Annotated in this window: 16 protein-coding genes; all 16 read right to left on the reverse strand. The window is 47.1% G+C overall.

What is annotated here, in order from left to right; all coding sequences use genetic code 11:
* Positions 1–65 precede the first annotated feature (65 nt).
* A complete protein-coding gene (gene spoIIID, locus HNQ34_RS05170; RefSeq protein WP_027407999.1) occupies positions 66–323 on the reverse strand; it encodes a sporulation transcriptional regulator SpoIIID in 258 nt (85 codons plus the stop codon).
* A 282-nt stretch (positions 324–605) separates the two neighbouring features.
* Positions 606–1454 carry a M23 family metallopeptidase gene (locus tag HNQ34_RS05175; RefSeq protein WP_183252280.1) on the reverse strand — a complete coding sequence of 283 codons (849 nt, stop codon included), beginning with the start codon at positions 1452–1454 and terminating at the stop codon, positions 606–608.
* A gap of 129 nt (positions 1455–1583) precedes the next feature.
* On the reverse strand, positions 1584–2609 hold the full coding sequence (spoIID, locus tag HNQ34_RS05180) for a stage II sporulation protein D (protein WP_183252282.1): 1026 nt from the start codon (positions 2607–2609) through the stop codon (positions 1584–1586).
* Between the two features lie 172 nt (positions 2610–2781).
* Positions 2782–3363 carry a hypothetical protein gene (locus tag HNQ34_RS05185; protein ID WP_183252284.1) on the reverse strand — a complete coding sequence of 194 codons (582 nt, stop codon included), beginning with the start codon at positions 3361–3363 and terminating at the stop codon, positions 2782–2784.
* A gap of 120 nt (positions 3364–3483) precedes the next feature.
* Positions 3484–4788, reverse strand: coding sequence for a UDP-N-acetylglucosamine 1-carboxyvinyltransferase (gene murA, locus HNQ34_RS05190; RefSeq protein ID WP_183252285.1), 1305 nt, complete (start codon positions 4786–4788; stop codon positions 3484–3486).
* Between the two features lie 31 nt (positions 4789–4819).
* Positions 4820–5548, reverse strand: coding sequence for a YwmB family TATA-box binding protein (locus HNQ34_RS05195; RefSeq protein WP_183252286.1), 729 nt, complete (start codon positions 5546–5548; stop codon positions 4820–4822).
* 235 nt (positions 5549–5783) lie between these two features.
* Positions 5784–6026 (reverse strand): DUF1146 family protein, encoded by a 243-nt coding sequence (locus tag HNQ34_RS05200; RefSeq protein ID WP_183252288.1) that lies wholly within the window; start codon positions 6024–6026, stop codon positions 5784–5786.
* Between the two features lie 62 nt (positions 6027–6088).
* A complete protein-coding gene (gene nuoN, locus HNQ34_RS05205) occupies positions 6089–7597 on the reverse strand; it encodes an NADH-quinone oxidoreductase subunit NuoN (RefSeq protein ID WP_183252290.1) in 1509 nt (502 codons plus the stop codon).
* Between the two features lie 5 nt (positions 7598–7602).
* The gene (locus HNQ34_RS05210) at positions 7603–9129 is read right to left on the reverse strand and encodes an NADH-quinone oxidoreductase subunit M (RefSeq protein WP_183252292.1); all 1527 of its coding nucleotides are present in this window, start codon (positions 9127–9129) and stop codon (positions 7603–7605) included.
* The gene (gene nuoL / locus HNQ34_RS05215; RefSeq protein WP_183252295.1) at positions 9129–10982 is read right to left on the reverse strand and encodes an NADH-quinone oxidoreductase subunit L; all 1854 of its coding nucleotides are present in this window, start codon (positions 10980–10982) and stop codon (positions 9129–9131) included. The genes HNQ34_RS05210 and nuoL overlap by 1 nt, the downstream gene beginning before the upstream one ends.
* 126 nt (positions 10983–11108) lie before the next feature.
* Positions 11109–11423, reverse strand: a complete 315-nt coding sequence (gene nuoK / locus HNQ34_RS05220; RefSeq protein WP_183252297.1) for an NADH-quinone oxidoreductase subunit NuoK — start codon at positions 11421–11423, stop codon at positions 11109–11111.
* Entirely contained in the window at positions 11420–11932 is a 513-nt protein-coding gene (locus tag HNQ34_RS05225) for an NADH-quinone oxidoreductase subunit J (RefSeq protein ID WP_183252299.1), read from the reverse strand. The genes nuoK and HNQ34_RS05225 overlap by 4 nt, the downstream gene beginning before the upstream one ends.
* A complete protein-coding gene (nuoI, locus tag HNQ34_RS05230) occupies positions 11929–12348 on the reverse strand; it encodes an NADH-quinone oxidoreductase subunit NuoI (RefSeq protein ID WP_183252301.1) in 420 nt (139 codons plus the stop codon). The genes HNQ34_RS05225 and nuoI overlap by 4 nt, the downstream gene beginning before the upstream one ends.
* Positions 12349–12363: 15 nt before the next feature.
* A complete protein-coding gene (gene nuoH, locus HNQ34_RS05235; protein WP_183252304.1) occupies positions 12364–13365 on the reverse strand; it encodes an NADH-quinone oxidoreductase subunit NuoH in 1002 nt (333 codons plus the stop codon).
* On the reverse strand, positions 13362–14462 hold the full coding sequence (locus tag HNQ34_RS05240; protein WP_183252306.1) for an NADH-quinone oxidoreductase subunit D: 1101 nt from the start codon (positions 14460–14462) through the stop codon (positions 13362–13364). Before HNQ34_RS05240 ends, nuoH begins: the two co-directional genes overlap by 4 nt.
* Before the next feature lie 3 nt (positions 14463–14465).
* The coding region (locus HNQ34_RS17430; protein WP_246363825.1) for an NADH-quinone oxidoreductase subunit C at positions 14466–15268 on the reverse strand (803 nt) is incomplete at its 5' end.

Genomic DNA, 15268 nt, shown 5'->3' on the forward strand with positions numbered 1-15268 from the left:
ATCATAGGATGGTAAAAATCTGATACTATTTTTATGACAAATTATGAAGCAAGGAAGAAAAGAAATTATTGAATCGTTTCTTTTTTGTATTTTTTCTTTGTCGCCTCCCCTCCGCGCAAGTGACGAATCGATTTATGGTAATCGAGAATTTCTTTGACTTCATTGGCCAGTTCCGGGTTGATTTCCGGAAGCCGCTCCGTTAAGTCTTTATGGACGGTACTTTTGGAAACGCCAAATTCTTTCGCGATGACGCGAACGGTTTTCCTCGTCTCCACGATATACTTTCCAATCTTGATAGTACGCTCTTTGATGTAATCGTGCACACCACTCGCCCTCCCTAAGTTGGATGTGAGAAGTGTGAAATGAGACTCGCTTTGTCGGTGATCAAAAGCGCTTCTTCTTGTTCATTTCGAAAGCATCTTGGGCTTTGTTCTTGCTGTTATGGACGATCCCCACCTCAAACACTCTCGTTTGTTGATAAGTTTGTAACATTTTATTAAGCAAATGGTACATATATGCCAGAAATATAAAGAAAAGCAAATGTTTTTGCCAAAACATGAAAACGGCACCGAGCTTTGAGTGCTTGATGCCGTTTGCTTAACTTTTTACGCCTTAGCCATTCCGATCGAAGAATCTGGCTTGCTGTAGGAAGAATCTTGGTTTGTGTTGTTTTCCTCCGTTTGTTGTTCGCCAGATTGCGATTGATCGTCTGTTGTTTGTTGCTCGTTTTGCTTCGTTGCGTTGTCATCGTTGGATTCCGTTAATGTTGTGACAGGTTTGTCAACATAGTCAAGCGGATTGACCGGCTTGCCATCTTTGCGAATCTCAAAGTGAACGTGTGTGCCTGCTTCTTGGTTAAATTGGCTTTGCCCCGCTTTGCCGATCACTTGGCCTTGTTTCACCGCATCGCCTTCTTTCACTTCAGCGCTAGCAAGCGATTGATAGACGGTCACGACGCCGTTGTTGTGGTCGATTTCAACGGTATAGCCTAAAATCGGATCTTTTTCCGCCTTTGTGACCGTTCCGCTTAACGAAGCCGTCACATCAAACGATTGTCCGTCTTTCATGACAAGGTCAATGCCGCGGTTCGGATGATACGTATTATTATAAAAGACGAGAGCTGCTTCTTGTTCTTCTTTTGATGCGGCGTAATCGTAAAACGGCGTCTTAATTTCCACCGTATTCGGATCAAGCACAGGCATCGTCACATGTTCGACCGACTCGTTGACCGGAACCGACTCTTCATCGTTATAAGACGTACCTGGAACATCTTGGTTGTATTCGTACTCGTCTTTTTTCGGCTTCCCGTCATTTTTGTTCTGGAACCAAAGCACTCCCGCTAAAATGACGGCAGCACTCATTAAATACACAGCCGGAAACACCCAACGCTTTCGCAACGCACGCTTCAAACTTGGTTTCATTGGAGAAGGTTGTTTCTTTTCTTCCTCTCTCATTGTTCATCACCTCAGCAACCATTTTGAACAGAAAGAGGAAAATCTATACATAAAGAAACGTTTTTTCACTTATTTTTTGAAAAAAAACGCATTTTATGCATAAAAAAGCGGCTCGTTACAAGAGCCTGCTTATTTTTTCGCGGTAAGCTTGTTTAAAAAGGCGGCCGCTGACGAAATCGTCACACCGCGGTAATAATATTTCACGATTTCATCATACGTCTTTCCTTGCTTCGCCATAAAATTCGCCCCGTATTGGCTCATGCCAACGCCATGTCCGTACCCTTTTGTCGTAATGATAATGTCGTCCCCTTTGCGCACCCATGTAAAATCAGTTGATTTTAAGTCCAGCTTTTCCCGGATTTCTCTTCCTTTGAACCGTTTGCCGTTAATTTCAACTACATCGACCCGCTTTCCTGGCGTCCGTGATATGACGACACCGACTGAACCGTCTTTCGGGAGCGTTACGCCGAGCTTCTGTTCAAATTCCGCCACCGACATCACCGTTCGATGATAAAACTTTGGCGACTTTTGATCCCAAGGGCTAGCTACGCTTTTTAAATAAGGAAAGTCATTTTCCCAATACGCTTCCGAATTTTCTGTAAACCCGTTGCTTGTCGAGAAAAACGACGCTTCAATCGGAACGTTGTTGTACGTAACGATTTGCCCTTGCGTCGCTTCGACTGCGTCGGTAATCCGCTTCATTTTCCAGTCGTAATCCGCTCCCCATAGCTGCTTTAACTCGTCGTGACTGTAATACACTTGATGCATGATCGTATCGGTGACATTCGCCCCTTTCGGCAAACGAATCGGCTGATCGCTTAACATTTGTTTGACAATGTACGTTCTTGCGGTCAGCGCCTGCGCCTTGAGCGCTTCGAATTCAAATTCGGCCGGCATTTCTGCAGCCACAACACCGACCACGTACTGTTCCAGCGGAATATGCTCAATTCGTTTTTCTTTGCTTCGGTACACTGCCACTTCAACATCCGGTCCTGCACTTTTCACTTGCACGGTAGCAGCTGGCTGCTTTCGAAGCTCTTCCGGCAATGTTCCGTCCGTTTTGTCGGTAAATGGCATGACGAGCAATGCTGGAATGAGCAAAACGGCAATCAATAATAGAGAAGCTAGTGCGATTAGTAGTTTTACACGTTTCATTTTCCGAGCCCCCAATATGCAATTTTCAAGCGCAAATCTGCTTGCATCGTCGACAAACGTGTTTGCTTGCTCGTTATTACATAGTGTATGGGCTTGGACAAGTATATATGACAAATTGTTTTTGGGGAGAAAATCGGCAAAAAAAAAGAACTCGTTTGTGAGTCCGATGTTGTCATTGAATTCTAGAAGCCAATAGCTCGATTACTTCTCGATGTTGTTCGTCTACCCGTTCTAAATGTTTGAAATGGCTTCTCATCTCGGTTTTCGTATTTTCTATTTCGCGCATTAGACTGCCATAATAAAAGGCAAGCTCTTTTCTCATTTCGTATTGCTCCGTCGCTAACGTCTGAACCGTTTGATCCATTTGATGGACTTTTTCGTTCGTTTGTTGCAGCTGTGCAGCTACTTGTTCTACTCGTTCGTTCGTCTGCTGCAGTTGTGCAGCTACTTGTTCTACTCGTTCGTTCGTCTGCTGCAGCTGTGCAGCTACTTGTTCTACTCGTTCGTTCGTCTGCTGCAGTTGTGCAGCTACTTGTTCTACTCGTTCGTTCGTCTGCTGCAGTTGTTGGTCGAATTTTTCTTGTTTAGCAGCTAGCGCGTTGATGTCTTGACGCATTACTTGTTGCTCCGACGCTAAAGCGCGGATATCTTCTCTCATTTCATTTTGTTCTTTCCGAAAAGAACGCATTTCGCTTTCTACCCGATCAAATCGCTCGTTCATTTGCTCCATAAACTGTTTAAGCAACGCTTCCATCCAATTCCTCCTCTCCGACATGCATTTTTCTTTTTATTATATCACAGCCTGTCTATTTTTGTTAAAAAAATGAAAACGACCGATTGCTACAACATGTAGCGGACGGCCGTTTTATCGTCATTATACGTTTAAATCGGTCACTTTTGCTTCTTCCCATACCGTTTCTTCTTCACGGACGCGCTCAATGTTTGCACCAAGCGCCGCAAGCTTTTCATGGAAGCGGACGTAACCGCGGTCTAAATGCTTCAATTCGGTCACCCGCGTATATCCTTCGGCGACAAGCCCTGCCAAAATTAACGCGGCCGCTGCGCGCAAATCGGTCGCTGCCACTTCCGCCCCTTGCAAATTGCAGGGGCCGTTAATGATCACCGAGCGTCCTTCAATTTTAATATCAGCATTCATGCGCCGAAATTCTTCGACGTGCATAAAGCGGTTTTCAAATACCGTTTCCGTAATCATGCTTGTGCCTTCCGCTTTTAACAATAACGCCATCATTTGTGACTGCATATCAGTTGGAAATCCTGGATGCGGCATCGTTTTAATATCAACCGCTTTTAATTTTTCCGGGCCGATGACACGCAGGCCATTTTCTTCTTCAACAACCGTCACGCCCATTTCTTCAAGCTTCGCCACTAACGAGCTTAAATGCTCAGGAACGGCTCCTTGAACGAGAACGTTGCCGCCCGTAATTGCCGCCGCCACCATAAACGTACCTGCCTCAATCCGATCAGGAATGACCGTATGCGTCGCCCCGCGCAGATCGGCTACGCCTTCAATCCGAATCGTCCCCGTTCCAGCGCCGCGCACCTTCGCCCCCATCGCGTTCAAAAAGTTCGCTAAATCGACGATTTCCGGCTCTTTGGCGCAGTTTTCAATCACGGTCGTTCCTTCCGCCAACACAGCAGCCATCATAATATTTTCCGTCGCCCCGACGCTCGGAAAGTCTAAGTAAATTTTCGCCCCGCGCAGCCGGCCATTCACCTCAGCGTCAATGAAGCCATTTCCGACCTTCACGGAAGCACCCATCGCTTCAAATCCTTTTAAATGTTGATCAATCGGCCGCGAGCCAATCGCACAACCGCCCGGCAATGCCACGCGAGCACGACCATTTCGCGCAAGCAGCGGCCCCATCACAAGAACAGAGGCACGCATTTTGCGCACATATTCAAATGGGGCTTCTAATTTCAGCTCTCGGGATGCATCTACAACGACTCGGTTTCCTTCCATCGTGACTTCTGCGTTTAAATAACGCAACACTTCACTGATTGTATATACATCGGAGAGAGCAGGAACATCGTGAATCATGCTTTTTCCTTCACTTGCTAATAAGGTTGCGGCGATGACAGGTAAGACGGCATTTTTCGCTCCTTCGACTTTTACGGTGCCGCTCAACCGGTTTCCGCCACGGACGATGATTTTTTCCAACGTATTCCCCTCCGCGTCCAATTTCTCTATATTAATATTCAATTGTAATGATCGGGGTTCCAACGACAACGGTCGTCTGGCCGCCCAATCCCGTCCTTCTCAAAGCTAGCTGTATGTTCATTGGATATGTTTTTGCCGGAAGAACGTTCTCCCACTGCCCAGTATATGCAGAAACGGAAACAAACGCCTCTTCCTCAAGCGCCTCAACTGGCGTCGCCTTAAATTCATGTAAAAGATGGTAGGCTTGTTTTAACAAAACACCTTTCATCTTATCATTGAATTCCCCTTTTACACAAGAGAAAAATACAGGCTGTTTCGTAAAGAGTTGTGATAACTTTTGACTTATTATATTACCAGCTTTTTCCTTTATTTTTTCGCTCCAACCAAATCCTTTTAACTCATAGAGGATGTATGTTTGGGGCTTTTCGTTTGCAACGGTAGTAATGAGTTGAATTTTTTCTTGCATCGAGGAATGTTCATAGATGCCTGTCACTTTTTGAACATGTTCGTCTTTGTCGACGATCCATTGAAATGTTGGAAAAGCTTGCTTCAGTTCATCGACTTTTTTTGCAAAAGCCGAATTATTTTTTATCGTTTGGGTATACTCCCTTGTGTAAATGGTCCATTGCTGAATCGACACACCATTTTTCTGTAACACGTGAGCCATTGTATTCATCTCTTGTAGCAGCTCGTTCCCCTTTGCTTCACTGAATGCCAAGACGGTGAGCACGATCATAATCATCCATATGTTTCTCTTCATCCCGTTTCACTTCCTCTCCTTAGCTGTTATTGTTGCCAGATTGGAAGCGAACATACACGGAAACGCTCGACAAAATGAGAAAGAGATTTTTTCCTTTTCGACAACGAAAAGCGGAGGTGACGACCCCGAACCATACGGAAAATGTTCTTTTAACGAGGAGTGCTTGTCACTTCGATCAATGAAGGTTATTTCACAACGTAGCTAGACAGTAATTCAACCATGAAAAAAGAGGCGATTATTCGCCCCGAAAAAGAAACGGCAATTGTTTCGACCAAAGCAGATAGTCTAAGAAAAAGTTGCTAACGGTCGAGCCGAGTGCGATCGTCAACAAAATATAAAATAGACGCGCTTGAAACACACGGTTCGGTTTGATGATTTGATCAATGCGCACCGCTTGCAGCGCCCACCATGTAATCGCGATAAAAAAAAGGTGGGACATAATGCTTAACAACGCTTGTTGCCCGACTCCTGCCATCATCGTTGATCACTCCTTTCCCGGCAAAAAAGAAGGAGGAAAAATTCCCCCCTTCTATTGTACCGTCAGCGAAGAAAATCGCCAAAATGTTGGAATTGGTCTAAAAAGTTATAGGCCAAACTCGGCATGATACCGAATGCGATTGTACCGAGCGCACAGACAACGATGACAATCGTTACGCCAAGCGGCACCTTCACCGGCTCATGATGGGCAGCTGGACGGAAAAAGATTTGCGTAAACAACCCGAAATAATACACGTACGAAACAATCGTTGTCGCAATCATGATCGCTGCGAGCACGTAATGCGCTGGTTCAGTCGCAAACGCGCCTAAAAAGATATGGACTTTCCCGATAAACCCGGCCGTTCCAGGAATGCCAGCAAGCGACAAAACGAAAATTCCCATCATGACTGCTAATAGCGGCTGGCGGCGATACAGGCCGGCAAATTGGCTGATGTCTTCCGAGCCAGCCTCATCCGTCACGATTTGCAAAATCGCAAATGCCCCAAGGTTCATCAATAAGTATGCCGCTAAATAAAACCACATCGAATCGATCATCACCCATGACATTGCCGCAAAGCCGACTAACAAATACCCGGCATGCGCAATGCTTGAGTACGCAAATAGGCGTTTCACGTTGCGCTGTTTGAGCGCCACCGTGTTCCCAATGATCATCGTCGCTCCCGCTAAAAAGGCGATGTAGTCTTGCATCGACAACAGCATCGAGGACGGCTCTTTTCCTTGAGATAAAGCGGCGGCAAACAACGTAATAAACAGGCGCAACACGATGACAAATCCCGCCGTTTTCGACACGACGCTTAAAAAAGCGGTTGCCGGAGTCGGCGCCCCTTGATATACATCCGGCGCCCACATATGAAACGGAACCGATGCCAATTTAAACGACAGGCCAACGAACAACATTAAAAACGCAAGCGCGAGCACATATTGGTGTCCGCTATCTTGCAGCATGCTAAGCTGCACCGCCATTTGTTTCAAATTAGTCGAACCGGTAAGACCGAACACATAGCTCATCCCAAACAACGTAATCGCCGTCGAAATGCCCCCGTTAATCACATATTTCAGCGCCGATTCATTCGACAGGCGATGCGCTTTTCGCAACCCTGCCAAAATATACGAAGAAATCGACAATAACTCCAACCCGACAAAGAGCGTGATTAAATCGCCGCTCGATGTCATGATCATCGCGCCGAGCAGCGCCGTTAAAAACAAGTAATAAAACTCGCCTTGATATTTCATGCCTTCTTTCGGCTGATAGTCCATCGCAAGTAAAAGTACGAGCGCAGCGCCTGTTAACAACAGCAGCTTAAACGCTTTTCCGAACGCATCGAGGCGGAACGTATCATACAAAATCGACGTCGTATCAACAGAAAGCAAGCCGATTAATGAAACGATCGCTACAATTACGCCAGCAATGGCGAACAATCCGAGCGGTCGGCGGCTTTTCTCGTTTGGCATTAACAGGTCGATGAGCGAGAGAGCGGTCGCCACGCCAAGAACGATGAACTCTGGCGTCATAACCCCCCATTTATATTGCATCAACGTGTCCCAACTCATGTCTCTCACCCTCCTAACCCGTTCATCATCGTCTGAATCGTTGCTTCGAGCGGTTGCGCTAAAATGTGCGGATAGACGCCGATGAAAATGATGCAGCCGAGCAATATGAGCACAGGAACGAGCTCTACCGTGCGAATATCCGCTGCTTCGATTACACCGCGCTTCGCCGTGCCGTATGTCATATTCAATACCGCACGCAGTAAATAGACCGCCGTCATAATAATCCCGAGCGTGCCGACCGCCGCAATGGCCGGCTTCGCTTTAAACAAGCCTAAAAACGCGGTAAACTCGCTAATAAATCCAGACATGCCCGGCAATCCGAGCGAAGCCATCGCCCCTGCCAATAAGAAACCGGAAACGAGCGGCATCGCTTTCGCAAGCCCTCCTAAATGATCGAGCATCGTTGTATGTACCCGTTCGTACATAATGCTGACTAACAAGAAGAGCAGCGCTGAAATTAAGCCGTGCGATACGACTTGGAAAATGGCTCCTTGAATGCCGGCTTCATTCAATGCCCCTAATCCGATCAACACAATTCCCATATGAGAAATACTCGAGTACGCCAGCACCATTTTAAAGTCTTCTTGCACGAACGCTAAAAAGGCCCCGTACAATAAGTTAACGACACCTAAGATGGCGATGAGCGTCGCGAAACGTTGAAACTGCTCTGGAAATAGCCCCATTCCGAAACGAATGAGACCGAACGCCCCAATTTTTAACAGCACGCCGGAATGCAGCATGACAATCGATGGCGGCGCTTGCACGTGCACACGCAACATCCAACTATGAAGCGGCACGATCGGCAGCTTGACGCCAAAGGCGACAAGAAGCGCAATGAATAGCCCGTAGCGCAAATCGTTCGAAATCGGCGCAATCATTTGCACTGCCCCCTGCGGATCGCGAAGCAGCTCTTGCAACACCGCTATGTTCGATGTGCCAGTGCGGGCAAATAAGATTAAAATGACGAGCAACAAAATCGCCGAACCGATTCCGTTATACAGCAAATAGCTATACGCCGCTTTTTCTTTTTCGAAATAGCCCCATTTCCCAATTAAAAAGAACATCGGAACGAGCGTCACTTCAAAGAAAATGAAAAACAATACGAGATTGCCAGCCGCAAATACGCCGAGCATGCCGATTTCCAATAGAAGAAATAGCATGAAATACCCTTTCCATTCTTTTTTAATATGAATGGAAGCGACCGCCGCCAGCGTCGCTAAAAGGGCTGTTAAGACGATCATCACAAGCGCAAATCCATCAACGTTCAGCTCGTAATCGACCGTAAACGTCGATTCTGAAAGGAATGAAAACTTCCCGAAATGAATCCACGCATGCTTTTCAGCAAGCCGGCTGAGGTCATAGCCTCGCAAATATTGTCCGAACGCAAACAGCGCTAAAATAAGCGAAGGCAACGTCGCCAAAAAGCCGAGTAGTTTAATCGTCTGCTCTTGTGTCTTTGGCACGAACGCTAACAATATAATACCGAGCAGTGGGGAGAAAACGAGCAGCGAAAGAAAATACGTGTCATTCATTATAAATACCCCCCTGTGAACGCAAGAATGACGACAAGAATCGTCAAGCCGATGAACATCGCCGCTCCGTACATTTGAACTTGCCCATTCTGCCATCTTGACCCAAGCGTTCCAATCGCTTTTGTCAAAGAAGCGATCAAGCCGGCTAATCCTTCAACGATAAAGCGGTCGACATATTGCAAAAACAAGCTCAATACTTTCGTCGCATATCCGACCGTAATTGTATAAAACTCATCGACATAATATTTATTGAACAGCACATTGTACGTAAGCGGCGCTCTTGAGCTGAGCCAATCCCTTGAAAGCGACTTTTTGCCATACATAAGCCACGCGAGAAAAATGCCAGCCAATGATACTGCTGTCGCCACAACCATAATCCACGCCGGCGCTTCTTCATGAACATTTGTTTCGCCGGTGAGGAAATCGCCAAGGAACGTGCCAAACCATGGTGTATTAATGTAACCGGCCACAACCGCAAGCACGCCGAGCACGATCATCGGCATCGTCATTACCGTCGGCGACTCGTGAACATCGTGTGCGTCACCGCGCATATCTCCGCCAAAGACAAGGAAAAATAAGCGGAACATATAAAATGCGGTGAAAAACGCGGCCACAACCGCAAGCCAGAACAATATGACATGGCCGTTCGTCCAAGCAGCGACTAAAATTTCATCTTTGCTGAAAAACCCGGAAAGAAGCGGAACTCCGCTGATCGCCAACGTCCCGATGAGAAACAGCGGCGCTGTCAACGGCATTTTGCGCCAAAGTCCGCCCATTTTCTCAATGTCTTGCGTATGAACGGCATGAATGACGCTTCCGGCTGCTAAAAAGAGCAACGCTTTAAAAAACGCATGCGTCGTTAAATGGAAAATTCCAGCGACATATCCGCCCGAACCGAGCGCCAACATCATATAGCCGAGCTGGCTGACGGTCGAATATGCCAGCACGCGTTTAATATCGGTCTGCACTAAGCCGATCGATGCTGCAAAAATCGCAGTAAACCCGCCGACGACGGCAACGGTGAGCATCGCCGGTTCACTCGCTTCGTAAAGCGGGAAAAGCGAAGCAACTAAATATACACCGGCTGCGACCATCGTGGCTGCGTGGATAAGCGCCGATACTGGCGTCGGACCTTCCATCGCGTCCGGAAGCCACGTATGAAGCGGGAATTGACCGGATTTTCCGACCGCTCCGATAAAGATGAGAATCGCTGATAACGTAATCATCGTTTCGGAAACGCTACCTGCTTTGACCGCGGCGAAAATGTCGTCATATTGAAAGCTTCCCGTTTGCCAAAACAGTAAAATCATGCCGATCAATAAGCCGACATCGCCGATGCGCGTCATAATAAACGCTTTTTTCGCCGCCGCTTTCGCTTCTTCTTTATAAAAGTAAAAGCCAATCAATAAGAACGAACCGAGACCGACAAGCTCCCAGAAAATGTACGTTTGCAGCAAATTCGCCGAAATGACAAGGCCGAGCATCGCAAACGTAAACAAGCCTAAATAGGCATAAAACACTGAAAACCGTTCATCCCCATGCATATACCCTTTCGAGTACATATGTACAAGAAAGCTTACAAGCGAAACGACGACAAGCATGAGCGCATTTAACGGATTGATTTCAAATCCGGCTGTAATGTTCATGTTGCCGATCGTAAACCATACTTGCTTTACTTGATACGTCGGTTCGTTTAGGCGCTCCGCAAACACCGCGACTGCGCCAATGAACGAAAGAAGCGTCGCGGCCATGCCGACATAGGCGCTTGCTTCTTTCATTCGTTTCCCGACAACAAGCAAAATGAAGAAAGAAACAAGTGGGAAAAGCGGTATGATCCAAGCATTTTCCATCATTGTATCACAATCCCCTTTTGTCAAAGGGCCCGTTAGCCCTCTTTCATTTTCAATACATACCAAAAGACTTAATGAATCCGGATAGCACCATTACGCTCCGCAGAATATTCATAATTATAATTTGTATTAATGTTTCATCGAATCCATTTCATCGATATGAACCGTTTTCCGATTGCGGTAAAGCGCCATTAAAATCGCGAGTCCTACCGCCGCTTCAGCCGCAGCCACCGTAATCGTAAATAGCGAGAAAATTTGCCCGGTAATGCTTGGGTTTACGCCGTATTTGCTGAAGGCAACTAAGTTAATGTTGACCGCATTGAGCATCAATTCGATACAAATGAGGACAATGACTGTATTTCGTTTCGTCAACGCCCCGTATAATCCGATGCAAAACAGCATTAATGCAAGCACAAGGTAGGCAGATAACGGAACAGTGCTCATGATTTCGCCTCCCCGTCTTCTTTTTTCGCTAACACAATCGCCCCGACAAGCGCAACTAATAAAATGACCGATGTGATTTCAAATGGAATGATGTACTTCGAGTAGAGCGCTATACCGATTTGCTCGGTATTTTTTTCATGAAGATGCGTCGCTTGTTCGCCAAAGTCTAAGCGGTAAATGCCAAGATACACCGCGGCGCCAAACGCGAACACTGCCAAAGCGGTGAGCGCCTTCCGCATAAATCCGCCCGTCGTCGATTTTCCTTCTTCTTTAGGGCGGGTCAACATAATGCCAAATAGCATGATAATCGTAATCGCGCCTGAATAAATCAACACTTGCACCGCTGCAACAAACTCTGCCGATAATAGAACGTACAAACCGGCGATGCTGACAAACGTAAACACGAGTGACACGAACATATGCATCACTTTCGTTGTGTTTAACATAAAGACACCGCCGGCAATCGCGACCAATGCGAGCCCTAAAAACGCAACATATTCTCCGCTCACGGTTTATTCCCCTTTCGCACATTCGTATCGTTTTCATCGAGCCATTCCAAGTTTTTAAACAGGGCGTCACGGCTATATTCCGCCAATTCAAAGTTGTTCGTCATCACAATCGCTTCGGTCGGACACACTTCGGTGCAAAGGTCGCATAAAATGCAAATTTCAAAATTAATGTCGTACGTGTCAATGATTTTCCCTTTTTTCGTCGGGTCCGGATGTTTTTTTCCGGTCAGCTGAATACAGTCCGTCGGACAAATCGCCGCGCATTGGTTACAGACGATGCACTTTTCCGGGTAAAATTTTTGGATGCCGCGAAACCGGTCCGGAAGTGCCAATGGCTCATTCGGATAATCGTACGTCACTTTTTGCTTCGTCAAATTTTTCAGGGTGTACTTTAAACCTTTCGCTAAGCCGAGCACGATGCTCCCCCCTTTTTAAAAGAATACGCTTTTGATGAGCGCGGTAAGAAAAATATTGGCCAATGCGACTGGAAGCAATACTTTCCAGCCAAATTCCATCAACTGATCGGCACGCAAACGCGGAAACGTCGACCGGAACCAAATTAAGACGAATACGACAAAGCTAAATTTTAACGAAAACCAAACAGCTCCCGGAATAAAATCAAGAAACATGACCGGCTGCCAGCCGCCTAAAAACAAGACGGTTGTAAGCGTCGCCATCGCAAAGAAATAGACGTATTCCGCGAGCATAAAAAACGCCCAACGAAATCCGGAATATTCGACGTGGAAGCCGGCGACAAGCTCCGACTCCGCTTCTGGCAAGTCAAACGGCGTCCGGTTCAATTCCGCGACTGACGCGATCAAAAAGACGAGAAACCCGATCGGCTGGATAAAAATGTACCACACATGTTTTTGCGCTTCGACAATGTCGTTTAAATTAAGGCTTCCGGTTAACAAAATGACACCGAGCACCGACATGACGAGCGGAATTTCATACGAAATCATTTGCGCCGCTGCCCGCATGCCGCCAAGGAGCGCGTATTTATTGTTCGACGCCCACGCCCCAGTCACAACGCCGACCGTCGTCAACCCGGAAACGGCGATGTAATAAAGCAAGCCGACGCCGATATCGGCAAACTGAAGCGAATCGGTAAACGGCAATGTCGCCAGCACCATAAATGCTGGGGCGAACGCAATGATCGGCGCTAAAATAAACAACGGTTTATCGGCCGCTTTCGGAATCGTATCTTCTTTTAAAAGAAGCTTCAAAACGTCTGCAACCGTCTGCAATAACCCCCACCGTCCGCCGACTTGGTTCGGACCGATTCGCCCTTGCATAAAACCCATCACTTTTCGTTCCGCTAAAATTCCGTACGTAACAAACCCTAATACAACGAGCAATAAAAGCGTACCGAGCCCAAAAAAGATGGCCACATTCGTCCAGCTCGGCGCAGAGCGCAATAATTGTTCCATCAACCATCAACCTCCCCGAGCACAATATCAATCGCACCAAGAATCGCAATTAAGTTTGCTATATTTTCGCCTTTTAGTAGTTTCGGGAGTATTTGCAAATTGTAAAACGATGGCCGACGGAATTTGAGACGGTACGGCTCTTTTTTTCCATCGCTCGCAATATAGCAGCCGATCTCGCCGCGCGGCGATTCAATGCGAACGAATGCCTCTCCCGGCGGCGCTTTAATGATGCGCGGCACTTTCGCCATAATTTCGCCGTCTTTCGGAAATTGCTCGCATGCTTGTTCAATGATTTTTAGCGATTCTTCGATTTCCGCAAGGCGGCATTCATAGCGTGCGAAGCAGTCGCCTTCTTCCCGTACCGGAATATCGAAGTCAAAGCGGTCGTAAATGGAATACGGCTCATTTTTGCGGAGATCCCATTTGACGCCGGTGCAGCGCAAGTTAACGCCGCTTAACGAATAGTTGAGCGCTTCTTCTTTCGTATATTTGCCGACACCGATGACGCGATGGCGAAAAATTTCGTTTCCGGTGACAAGTTCGTGATAGCCGGCGAGCTGTTTGCGCATATATGGCACAAATTCTTTCACTTTTTCAATCCAGCCGTCCGGCGCATCCCATTTCACGCCGCCGACTCGCATATAGTTGAACGTCAGGCGCGCTCCGGATAGTTCATTTAATAGGTTAATAATCATTTCCCGCTCGCGAAAAGCGTATAAAAATGGGCTAATCGCACCGATATCTAATAAATATGTTCCCCACCAGACAAGATGGCTCGCAATCCGCCCGAGCTCCATCGCCAATACGCGCAAATATTCGGCGCGCTCCGGTACTTCAATGCCCATCATCGTTTCAACCGCGTGGCAGATGACATAGTTGTTCGTCATCGCCGACAAATAATCCATGCGGTCAGTATAAGGGATGATTTGTGTATATTGTAAATTTTCTGCAATTTTTTCCGTTCCTCGATGAAGATAACCGATTACCGGTGTAGCTTCTTTAATAATTTCTCCATCGATTTTCAGCACGAGGCGAAAGACGCCGTGCGTGCTCGGGTGTTGCGGTCCTACGTTCAGCAGCATTTCTTCCGTTCGCAGCATCAGCTACACCTCCATATCATACGGCTCGTAATCTTTGCGAAGCGGATGGCCGACCCAATGTTCCCCTAAGAAAATGCGGATTAAATTCGGGTGCCCTTTAAAGCGGATGCCTAATAAGTCATACGCCTCGCACTCCGGCCAATTCGCCCCTTGCCAAAGCGGAACGAGCGAATCGATTTCCGGCTGATCGCGGTCGATTTTCACTTTTAATGCCACGGGGTGATTGTTTTTGTACGAATATAAGTGTACGTATACTTCCATATGCGTTTGGAAATCAGTTCCATGCAGCTCCGATAAATAGTCAAAGCCAAGTTGTTCATTATATTTTAAAAACTCGGCGATTTTGTAATATGTATCTTTTTTCGCGACGAGTGTCGGCACATCTTTCGAAAGGCGATTAATATACGCATCTTCTAACACGTCTTCGCCGAGATGTTCTTTAATGACTTTGACGTATTTATCGAGAAGCGGCTGGTTCGGTGATGGCGTTTCTGCTTGTTTTGGCGCATCTGCCTCGCCTGTAGTTGCCGCTTTTGCCTTCGCTGCGGCCGCCGCTTTTGCTTTGGCAGCAGCAATCGCTTTTGCTTTCGCTTTGGCAATGTCCTCTTCGCTTGCGGCCGCTTCGCTTCTTTCTTGCTGTTTCGCTAGCGCCCCGGCTTTTGCCTTTGCGGCCGCTGCTGCTTTCGCCTTGGCAGCAGCAATCGCTTTTTGCTTGGCCAACTCATCGCTGTCAGAGGATTCCTCTGCTTCGCCTTGGCCCGCTTCTTTCGCCTTCTGCTTCGCTAGCACTGCTGCTTTCGCTTTCG

This window comes from Anoxybacteroides tepidamans, assembly GCF_014201465.1.
GTDB lineage: Bacteria > Bacillota > Bacilli > Bacillales > Anoxybacillaceae > Anoxybacteroides > Anoxybacteroides tepidamans.

Coding starts and splice junctions, on each gene's coding strand:
- HNQ34_RS05175 (WP_183252280.1), bottom strand. CDS start 1,454: ATGAGAGAGGAAGAAAAGAAACAACCTTCTCCAATGAAACCAAGTTTG.
- spoIID (WP_183252282.1), bottom strand. CDS start 2,609: ATGAAACGTGTAAAACTACTAATCGCACTAGCTTCTCTATTATTGATT.
- HNQ34_RS05185 (WP_183252284.1), bottom strand. CDS start 3,363: ATGGAAGCGTTGCTTAAACAGTTTATGGAGCAAATGAACGAGCGATTT.
- HNQ34_RS05195 (WP_183252286.1), bottom strand. CDS start 5,548: ATGAAGAGAAACATATGGATGATTATGATCGTGCTCACCGTCTTGGCA.
- HNQ34_RS05200 (WP_183252288.1), bottom strand. CDS start 6,026: ATGATGGCAGGAGTCGGGCAACAAGCGTTGTTAAGCATTATGTCCCAC.
- nuoN (WP_183252290.1), bottom strand. CDS start 7,597: ATGAGTTGGGACACGTTGATGCAATATAAATGGGGGGTTATGACGCCA.
- HNQ34_RS05210 (WP_183252292.1), bottom strand. CDS start 9,129: ATGAATGACACGTATTTTCTTTCGCTGCTCGTTTTCTCCCCACTGCTC.
- nuoL (WP_183252295.1), bottom strand. CDS start 10,982: ATGATGGAAAATGCTTGGATCATACCGCTTTTCCCACTTGTTTCTTTC.
- nuoK (WP_183252297.1), bottom strand. CDS start 11,423: ATGAGCACTGTTCCGTTATCTGCCTACCTTGTGCTTGCATTAATGCTG.
- HNQ34_RS05240 (WP_183252306.1), bottom strand. CDS start 14,462: ATGCTGCGAACGGAAGAAATGCTGCTGAACGTAGGACCGCAACACCCG.